This window comes from Rhizobium sp. NLR22b, assembly GCF_019685295.1.
In the GTDB taxonomy this organism is placed as follows: Bacteria; Pseudomonadota; Alphaproteobacteria; order Rhizobiales; family Rhizobiaceae; genus Rhizobium.
In genome coordinates, this window is sequence record NZ_JABDWM010000048.1 from 1 (window position 1) to 10,080 (window position 10,080).

Here is a 10,080-nt window from a genome sequence, read left to right on the forward strand (position 1 = left end):
CGGCCGACAATTGGCGGCATGGATAGGCCTGGTGCCGCGGCAGAACTCATCGGGTGGCAAGGACCGCCTCGGAAGGATCAGCAAACAAGGCGATCCCTATCTCCGCCGGCTTCTCGTTGTGGGCGCGGACGCGGTGCTCGTTTCAGCGGCAAGGCTAAAGTTGCACCGACGCGTTGGGCCGTCGAACTTCTGGTGAAGAAGCCGTACAACGTCGTCGCTGTTGCTATGGCCAACAAGATGGCGCGGATCGTCTGGGCGTTGATGACGACGGGCAGGCGCTTTGAGGCGACCGCCGCCCTTTGAATGCTCACAGAGAATGCAGAAATTGGTGAGGTGCTGATGGCGTGATGGCGAACGGTCGAGCCGGAATCGGACAAACCCGATCAGTGGGTGCCGCTTGAAAGCGCGTTGACCTGTCTGGGATCCGATCAGCGGACTACATCAGGGCCAGCGGCATGAACGCGCCGCAATCAAAGGCCGTATACATGCCTGCACCCGACCAATCTGCCGGAAACACCAAACTGCCCCTTGCCACGCGGAGGCCGTCCATACATGCCACTGAACTTTCATCCAGCGGCGATTACATAGAGCAGCAATTTGTTTTGCGCTGACCGGCAGCGTGACAACGTCAGTCGATCGGCAAGCGTTGGAGGACGAGAACACCAAGCTCGGTGCAACGCCTGAAGATCGGCTTGTTCCTCGCTCTTGAGTGCAGCAAATCATATTGTCGGCCGCGTGGCTGCTTCAGCGATCGCCTCCGCGTCGATGATATCGCTCTTGTTCGATTTGACATAGGGCTTCACAAATTGTGCCGGGATCAAGCGCACCTTATGTCCGAATTCTGTATCTCCCTGGAGATCCACTGAGATCCTGCACACGATTCCATCCCCATAATCGTCGGTGCTGCGCGCTCGAAGAACTGCAGCAGCGTGTCGCGTCGAAAGCGAACCTTCTGGACTGGTACGCCATCGTTTCCGAGACCGAGGACATGGAATATGTTCTTGCCAATATCAATTCCGTAGACAGCCGCTGGGCGCGGCACATTGCGTCGTGGCATTTGGTTTGACTGCCTCATGATGCTACGTGAGGACGAGGCGGACCATCCTATTAGTGGTGACGCCCGCAGCAAGGCGGAAAGCTGTCGCTCATCTGATGGATCACCACCAGATGAGCGAACGGCGGGCGTGTAAAGCCACCGGCTTGCCGGATGACCATCCGTTATGAAACCAGGCGCAGCGATGACCATGATCTTCGCGAGCGGATGAAGGCGCTGGCGCATGAACGCCGCCGCTTTGGATATCGAAGCTTTCATGTGCTGCTCAGGCGCGAGGGCCACCTTGTGAACCACAAGAGGCTTTTCCGGCTCTATCGGGAAGAGAAGCTGACGGTAAGCAAGCTCGGCGGTCGGAATAACTGGAATACGCACTCAGCATTTTTCGGTGCACTGTTGGAATAGCAAGACCTCAGATGATTGCATTGCTGAATCCCGCTCGTACAAGCTCGACTGTCGGTGTCTCAAATCTTCAGCCCTCGCGTTGATGGCTCTTCAACGCCTGGTAGAATCGGCCGCCCAGCTCAATTTGACGGGATGCGACGCCTTCGTTGACGCGCGCGACGAGGTGATCGGGATCTGCAGCAAGAATGTTGACGCCATGATCTGGCTCAACAACGGTGATTAGATCGGGCGTCACGTTTGACCTTCTCGCGACTTCAGCAATGGCAAGGAAATTGAATATTCCGGATTCGAATGTTCCGCATGGCATTGAGGGATTGAGCGCGCCCGCCCATTGCTCATTGGCCGCAAACCAATCGGGACTCGGGTAGCCGTGGAAATGCACCATGGGGGCACCCTCGCGGATCAATGATGGGAAGTACAACGCCGCGCCTAATGCGAGAGCGAACATCACATAGAGGTCATATGACGGGCGCACGCCTTTGGCCAGTTCGGTGCCCTCCGCGGATTGCATCGTCAGAGAGCCACGCGACAGGCCTACCCGGACCACATCCTTGGCCCTAAGGTCCGTCTTGTTTGCCCCGGAGCGGGAACTGATGATCCAGAGATCGGGGACTTGGTGAAATCTTGTCTGATCTCCCTCGCCGATACTGATGAACCACCTGCCTGTATCGGACTGGCGGACATGAGTTTCAGCAAGCTGGGGCAGCGGTCGCAGGTTGGCCCACTGTGACCTAGACAACTCGATAGGACCGTCCGCGTAGCGTGGCGGTTCGGCATAGGCGACGAAACCGTAAGACACACCCGCGCGGCCATCCGCCATGATTTCGAAAATGTCGCGACGCGAACGGCGACGAATGACTTTGGACAGTGTCGAACCTGCTGGGAACAGACCTGTCGGGCGCATCCTCTGGCCAAGCTCGATCAGTCGCTCGGCGTAACGAGAGTTCTCAGGCTGGAAGGAGGCGAGGGTGAAGCGCTTAATGGGAATTGGCCGGATAGGTACATAGAGCTTGGGTATCAGTGATGTGAGGACCGTTTCGGATAGCCGCGCCAGAGGATAAATGCTGTCGCAGAGATTGAGATTTACAACGGCCAGTTTGTCGTGCGAGACCTGCAGCGCGATCTGTGCAAACGACCGAAACAATAGTTTCAGGCCGTGGCGGATTTTTTCCCGATAAGTCACGTCACGACGCAACATCGCCTCATCCAGCGCGCGTACCACCACAATCTGCGTACGAAAAGGATCCTCAAGCCGGTTGAGAAGATCATCATCAATCCACGCAATCCTGTGCAGTACCTGGGTTATCGAAAGGCCCTCGTTTCGCTTGGCCAGCGTCCATCGGTAGAAGGTTTCGGCCAACGAGACACGCAGCCGTTCTCTAGCTGTCCATGCTCGCTCGACGTCGATGACGGCATTGATGTCATTCGCGACTATTTTCCTGCTCTTCTCACGACCTGACCTAGATGGTGCATTGCCGTCGACGACATTAGCGCCTTGCTTTACGGCTTCGTCCCATGGGACTACTCGTACTCCATGTTCTTGCAGTATCTCTGCAAGGCGGCGCACGAATTGAGCGATTGCGCGCGGTGCTGTTGCAGGTAGCGGCCGGAAGGTAACCCGCAACTGCCGCGCCATATTGGTCGGCTCCAGTACCGGAACCGCTCCAGCCACGCCGCCGATCAACGCCCCAATCACGCATGGCCAGCTAGCCTCCTCCCTGTCCACATTGCCGTCCTTGGCGCGATCGCGATCCTGCAAAGCCTGAACGAGATCACTCTTCAGGCGAGAAATCGCCTCCAGAGTCTCCGAATCGAGCGACCCCTGACGGACTCGCATCCGCAACTTCGTGCCATCGACCCAGCAATGAATCTGTTTTGCTGCAAGGGTATTGAGCAGCGCCTCGGCGGTTAGATTGATCGGGTGCAGAGAAGGAGCACTCATCGGTGTCTCAAAATTCAAGGACCTCAACGTCGTTTCTCCCGAGTTGACCAGTAAGATGGATGCTGATGGCGTTGATGCTTGGGAAGCGCAGAAGCTGCTCCGCTGCGACCGAAATCCCCAACATTTCTTCCAGCTGCATTGCGATCAAATGGATCGCGAGCGAGTCGACCTCATAATTGATCAGCGGATCGAACGAACTCACCTGATAGGCCGAAAGATGGCAGGTCGCCGCAACTTCCTTGACTATCAAATCCCGAATTGCATCTTCCAACGAAAGCGTTCGGGGAGCGTCACCCAATGGAGGCGGTTCGATACGAACCGGGCCGCTGGCGCCGCACAAATTTCCGGTTGCGCGCCACCGACCCACGAGCGCGAGTGTATTGTCGGCGAGCGCTTGCCTGCATGCGCTACGCTGGATCTTTCCGCTTGATGTCCTGAGCACTTGGCCGGGCATGACGAACACAATTTCATCGATTGGAGCGTCTGCATAGGCGAGCGTGGCGCGGCAGATAGATCGTGCCACCCTATCAACATCAATGTTGTGCCTATGCACGCGTCCAACTTCATGAACAAGGACGATGCGTGCGTCGCCCATCTCATCGACAGCAAACGCGGCGCCGATGCCGCCGCGCAGCGCCGGGTCAGCCTGCGATGCGGCCCATTCGATATCCTGGGGATAGAAGTTGCGGCCACGCAGGATCATCATGTCCTTGCGGCGACCGGCGATAACCAACTGGTCGCCAACTAGCGCCGCAAGGTCACCCGTGCGCAGATAGTTGTCGCCCTTGGTCTCAGATGTCCTGATGTGCGCGCGAAATGTTTCATCCGTGGCATTCGGTTTCTGCCAATAGCCCTGCGCAACACTTGATCCTTTGATCCAAAGTTCGCCGATTTGGCCCGGCGTGCATTCGTTCAAGGTGTCGGGATCCACAATACGCGCTTCGAAGTCGTCTATCAGGCGACCACAACCAACCAGACGAGAACCCGTCGCGGTACTTGTCGCGGGTACCACATAACTATTGCCTTGGCGAACGTCCGCAGCCACCTCGTAGGTCTGCATTTGCTCGCCACCGTGCACACAAGAGACGACAAGTGTTGCCTCTGCTAGGCCGTAGGCAGGTGAGAAGGCAGAGGGGCGAAATCCATTTGCCGTGAAACGCGCTCTAAATCGCTCGAGCGTCTCCGCCTGAACAGGTTCGGCACCGTTTAACGCGCTCGCCCATGAACTCAGATCCAGTCCCGCGCGCTCCGCGTCGGTGACTTCGCGAACGCAATGTTCGTAGGCCGAACTCGGTCCGCCCGCATGTGTGCCTCGATACTTGGTGATTGCTTCCAGCCAGCGCGCGGGTCGTTGAAAGAAGGCGGCCGGTTCCATGAGAACGGATCGAAAGCCACCGTATAGCGGCAGAAGCAGGCCGTAGATTAGTCCAAGATCATGGAACGCCGGCAACCAGGTCACCATGGTGCTCGTCGGGTCAGTCCGGTAAGTCGCCGCAAGAGATGAAAGGTTTGCGATCAAATTTCGATGCGTGACCATCACGCCCTTCGGCGACCCCGTCGAGCCCGATGTATATTGCAAGAATGCCAATGTATCTGGAGCAACGGAAACGAGCGCCGCCGCGTCTGTGGCATCCTGAGTGCTGATGTGATCGGTCGTGATGATCCGGGTGACGTGTCGCCGAGACGCAAATGCACGCGAGCATTCATCGGCGAGCCGTGAAACGGTTAAAACGGCGGCCGCATCAGTATCATGGACGATCGCCTGCAGGCGGAGATTCTTCTGATTGCGCTTTGGCGGGTAGGCAGGCACGGCAATAACGCCGGCATAAAGGCAGCCAAAAAACGCTTCGATGAAATCCAGTCCTTGCGGATAAAGCAACAATGCCCGCGAACCCGGCGGGATGGACGATCGCAACTCCGTTGCGATCGTCCGCGCGCGTCCATCAAGTTGGTCAAAGGCAAGCGACCCAGTCTCGATCTCGCCGCCCTTAAGAAAGGTGTAACCGTCGCATGATGAAGCGGCGCGCTGCCCCAGGAGTTCAACGAGTGTCTGGGGTAGCGCGAAATCTGCCGCGATTTCGGTCTTAACTACGTGCATGCATTTCCACCTCCAGATTGGAGAAAGATTATTCCGCAAGATGATAACGTCACGGAGAGCAAAAGAGCATCGTTGGGCGCTATTGTTCAAAATTTGAAAATTTATATATTCGTTCTTTAGTGGTCTCTGACTGCGTCGCCATGAGTTATTCTTGGGTAATAGGATGATTTGTCAGGGCAATATCGCCTCTCTTATGAATAAAGCGATTAGATGATTTACACTGCGGAGTGTCAACGAACACATCGTTTCAAATGTAATCTTGGAAAGCACACGGATGGCCGCGGAGGGTGCCGTCGCAGCATACAATCAAATCCTCGGCGAGACCTGGAAACCCTTCGGTCGGCCCGTCCAAAACCCGGGTCACTCCCTCGATCGTAAGGCGGCCGAAGCACAGATGTCGGCCTTCGATTGAGGGCGCTCCCGGCGGGGGTCCGGCCCCGCCTTATTCCATGACGAGAAGGGCGTACCGACGGCCTTGGAAAATGTTGCACGATGATCGGCCAATCGCCACCCGGTCCGGCTTTAGTCTTGGCGGAGCATGGTTTTCGGGCAACGGCACCGCCGTCCTCCGCGTCCGTTCCGGCCGACCCGGTGCCCTCATCCCTTTCCGCTCCGCCCTTTGGGTCGCCGTGACGGGGTCGCGATTAGCGCGACCTCCTGGAGCCGGAGGATTGAACATGAGCAGGAAGGATGAAGACCAGCGCGCCGACATCTACACAAGGATCACTGACAAGATCACCGAGGACCTGACAAATGGCGTTCGGCCTTCGATGAAGCCATGCAACGCGGCAAATACGAACGGCCGTATCACCTGGCCGCTGCGCCACAACGGCCGGCCCTATTCCGGCATGAATATACTGCTGCTTTAGTCGGAAGGCATGGCGCGCGGCTATTCCTCGCCGATGTGGATGACCTTCAAGCAGGCGCTCGAATTGGGGCGGCCGTGCGCAGGGGCGAGACCGGCGCTACGGTAGTCTTCGCGAGCCGCTTCACCAAATCCGAAACGGATGGTGATGGCGGCGAGATCGAGAGGGAAATCCCGTTCCTCAAGGAATACACGGTCTTCAACGTCGAGCAGATCGACGGCGCTCCCGACCATTATTTCCGTCGCCCGGATCCCGTCCTCGATCCGGTCGAGGGCATTGCGCATGTGGACCGCGCTGATCCGTCATGGCGGAAACCAGGCGTTCTTCGCGCCCGCCGCCCACCTCATCCAGATGCCGCCGTTTGATAGCTTCAGGGACGCGGCGAGCTACTATGCGACGCTAAAGCAACTTGCGTTTGGGGAGCACGATGTCGAGATGGCCGCGCCATCGATCCGCACCCGGAGCGGCTTCACCTGTGAGCCGTTTGAACAGGGATCGAATGGCGTGCTTGTATCCGTCGCCCTGCTCCTTCCCCTCATTATTGCCGGCGCTCCCCTCTGCGGACTCGATGAGGCATGTCTGACCGGAGAGCGGCTTCGCCTCGATCGTGTTCCCGCAACGGCGCTCCGGAACTTTCTTCCCCGGGCGGCTGCGCCGCCATTGCTCGCGGAACAACAAAGTTCCTCCCCGCCGCCCTCCATTTCATTCCGGCCTTTCAGGTGCGTTTCGATCGTCCCGGTTCTTGCGACAGTCATCGAGGCCGCGAAGGGCGCGGCCCGAACAACGAAAGGAACATGACAATGGCTACCATCGGCACCTTCACCTCTACCGAAACCGGCTTCACCGGCTCGATCCGCACCCTCGCCCTCAACGTAAAGGCTCGCATCGCCCACATCGAAAATCCCTCCGACAAGGGCCCGCACTTCCGCATCTACGCGGGTGCCGTCGATTATGCTGAGACGGTGATTATGCGGAGTGCTGGTCGCTGAAGGCTTGATTTGCTGATGATTTCGGCGGATTCTGCTCCGCATAATCCCGGAGGCTGTGATGGATAGTGCGTCTTAAAATAGGGACGCCTTTGGCCTATGCTGATACCCACGATCAGTTTAGGCGAGAGCTGCAAAGTTGGCGGAAAAGAATGATGCTTGGGAGAACATTGCTCGCATTCGACGGCGGTTAGCCAATCTGAATGACGAACGGATAGCGCTTGAGCGTGAGCTTGAAGCGTTTGAGCAGCAGCTGATTTCAGATAGCCAGGCCCACGCAAATAAGCCGGTCTTCGCAGACGCTCCTGTGACAAACAGCTCACCGTCAGTGGAAAAGGTGCAGTTGTTCCGGCAGTTGTTTGCCGGACGTCCCGACGTCTTTCCGGTTCGCTGGAACAACAAGAAGGACGGACGCTCCGGTTATTCACCGGCCTGTTCTAATGAGTGGGCGAAAGGAATCTGCGGCAAGCCGAAGGTGAAATGTGGGGACTGCCCGCATCAGGCTTTCATCGCATATTCCGAAGATATCATCGAAAAGCACCTCCGTGGCGGCGACGCTCGCTCAAGCGACTTTGTTGCTGGCGTATATCCACTGCTGCAGGACGAGACATGCTGGTTCCTTGCTGCTGACTTCGACAAGGAAAGCTGGGTGGATGATACCAGCGCTTTGCTGGCAACGTGTCGTGCAAAAGGTATTGCCGCAGCCCTCGAACGCTCGAGGTCGGGAAACGGAGGCCATGTCTGGATATTCTTCGCCGAGCCCATTCCGGCCAGGATCGCCCGTCAACTGGGTGCCGCGCTGATAACAGAGACGATGGAGAGCCGCCCTGAGATCGGCTTCACGTCTTATGACCGTTTCTTTCCCAATCAGGACACGATGCCACTTGGCGGCTTCGGCAATCTGATCGCGCTTCCCCTGCAAAGGAAAGCCCGCGAAAATGGAAACAGCGTTTTTGTCGATGGCGACCTACGACCCTACGATGACCAGTGGGCATACCTGTCGTCTTTACCCAGGTTGTCGGCGGACGAAGTCTTCAGGATCGCCGACGAAGCCGAATTGTCGGGGCGCGTCTTGGGCGTCCGGATGCCGGTCGATGACGAACATGCCGACGAGCCTTGGAAGATGTTACCGTCGCGTCGTAGCGAACCGCGGCGAATAGAGGCTGCGATCCCGCAAAGCATTAAGGTCGTGGTCGCCGATCAGGTCTACATCGATAGGACAGAGCTTCCGTCCGTGTTGATTGCGCAGTTCGTGCGCCTAGCAGCATTCCAAAACCCGGAATTCTATCGCGCACAAGCAATGCGCTTGCCGACATTCGGCAAGCCGCGGATCATCTCATGTGCTGAGCTACACCCACGCCATGTTGCTCTGCCACGAGGCTGTCTCGACGAAACAGTTGAACTGATCAAGAGCCTTGGCGCGACCGCCATTTTGGAGGATCTCAGCGAAGATGGCGCTACGCTACCTGTCGGTGTTGCGTTCCAGGGCGAACTGCGGCGGCCCCAGTCGATGGCCTTTAATGCTCTTGTCGCCCACGACACCGGGGTGCTTGCCGCCACGACGGCCTTTGGCAAGACGGTTGTCGCAGCCGCGCTTATCGCACATCGGGCGCGCAACGCGTTGGTTCTTGTCCATCGCCGGGAGCTTCTGACTCAATGGGTGGAGCGCCTGAGTTCCTTCCTGAACATCGACCCAAAGCAGATCGGCATCATCGGTGGCGGGAAAAGGAAGCCAACAGGGATCATCGACGTGGCGCTTATCCAGAGCTTGGTTCGGAATGGCGAGGTCGATGACATCGTCGGCAATTACGGTCATCTGATTGTCGACGAATGCCACCATCTGTCCGCTGCGAGCTTTGAGCTTGTCGCTCGCAGATCCAAGGCGCGATATGTCGTCGGCCTATCTGCCACCGTTGCCCGAAAGGACGGTCATCATCCCATCATCTTCATGCAATGCGGCCCCGTTCGCCATCGGGTCGATGCAAGAGTTCAAGCTGCCGAGCGTGGTATTCGCCACCGTGCCCGCGACCGATCGACGAAGTTTGAGTTGCCAGCGTCGCTCGCCTCGGCCGAGCGCCCGTCAATGCCAGCGATCTATGCAGCCCTTGCGCAGGACGAAGGCAGAAACGATCTGATATTCGATGACGTGTTGAAATCCCTTGAGGCCAGACGTTCGCCCATCCTGCTGACGGAGCGGAAGGATCACCTCGATTATCTCCAGCAGAAGTTCTCACCGTTCGTGAAAAATCTGGTGGTGCTGCGCGGTGGCATGTCGGCGAAGGACCGCAAGCAAGCCAACTCGGCGTTGAATGTCGCAGACGATGATGAGCGCCTGATACTTGCGATAGGCCGCTATATCGGTGAGGGCTTCGATGACGCCAGGCTCGACACGTTGTTCCTGACCATGCCGATCGCCTGGAAGGGAACTCTGGCGCAGTATGTCGGCCGTCTGCATCGCCAGCATGATGGTAAGCGGGACGTTTTGGTCGTCGACTATGTCGATAGCACCGTTCCCGTTCTGGCCCGGATGGCCGCAAAGCGACGCGTGGGTTATCGCGCGCTGGGCTATGTGATCGAATGAGGGCGCCCCGCTTTGAGCGGAGCGCCTTGGTGTTGGTCAGCGGGACCAGATGAGCTTGTGCTCGCCCTTATCGCCCTGGACGAGGGAGGCGTAGACCGGCGCCGTGAAGGACGGATCGTCGAGCTTGAGCGAGAGGTATTCGGCGCCCGTT

The 10,080-nt window shown here is 57.8% G+C and carries 4 protein-coding genes and 5 pseudogenes; 5 read left to right on the top strand and 4 right to left on the bottom strand.

All coding sequences use genetic code 11. From position 1 onward, the window contains the following. Positions 1–303, top strand: a pseudogene (locus HJC00_RS32000) (transposase); the annotation flags it as partial. 419 nt (positions 304–722) lie between these two features. Here HJC00_RS32000 and HJC00_RS33255 read toward each other — a convergent pair. Beyond that, a pseudogene (locus tag HJC00_RS33255) lies at positions 723–1,057 on the bottom strand (transposase); the annotation flags it as partial. 53 nt (positions 1,058–1,110) lie between these two features. Here HJC00_RS33255 and HJC00_RS32005 point away from each other — a divergent pair. After that, positions 1,111–1,408: pseudogene (locus HJC00_RS32005) on the top strand (IS3 family transposase); the annotation flags it as partial. A gap of 115 nt (positions 1,409–1,523) precedes the next feature. Here HJC00_RS32005 and HJC00_RS32010 read toward each other — a convergent pair. Next, the gene (locus HJC00_RS32010; protein ID WP_221165200.1) at positions 1,524–3,398 is read right to left on the bottom strand and encodes a hypothetical protein; all 1,875 of its coding nucleotides are present in this window, start codon (positions 3,396–3,398) and stop codon (positions 1,524–1,526) included. 7 nt (positions 3,399–3,405) lie between these two features. Continuing rightward, positions 3,406–5,496 carry an AMP-binding protein gene (locus HJC00_RS32015; RefSeq protein ID WP_221165201.1) on the bottom strand — a complete coding sequence of 697 codons (2,091 nt, stop codon included), beginning with the start codon at positions 5,494–5,496 and terminating at the stop codon, positions 3,406–3,408. 677 nt (positions 5,497–6,173) lie between these two features. On the opposite strand from HJC00_RS32015, the pseudogene HJC00_RS32020 reads away from it, so the two are divergent. From HJC00_RS32020 to HJC00_RS32030, 3 genes and pseudogenes are all read left to right on the top strand, one after another. Then, positions 6,174–6,764 (top strand): annotated as a pseudogene (locus HJC00_RS32020) (ArdC family protein); the annotation flags it as partial. Positions 6,765–7,162: 398 nt separating this feature from the next. Then, a pseudogene (locus tag HJC00_RS32025) lies at positions 7,163–7,312 on the top strand (DUF736 family protein); the annotation flags it as partial. Between the two features lie 175 nt (positions 7,313–7,487). Beyond that, a complete protein-coding gene (locus tag HJC00_RS32030) occupies positions 7,488–9,929 on the top strand; it encodes a TOTE conflict system archaeo-eukaryotic primase domain-containing protein (RefSeq protein WP_221165202.1) in 2,442 nt (813 codons plus the stop codon). 36 nt (positions 9,930–9,965) lie between these two features. On the opposite strand, the gene HJC00_RS32035 is transcribed toward HJC00_RS32030, so the two are convergent. After that, positions 9,966–10,080 (bottom strand): DUF736 family protein (locus HJC00_RS32035; protein ID WP_221165095.1); only part of this gene is annotated, 115 nt, incomplete at its 5' end.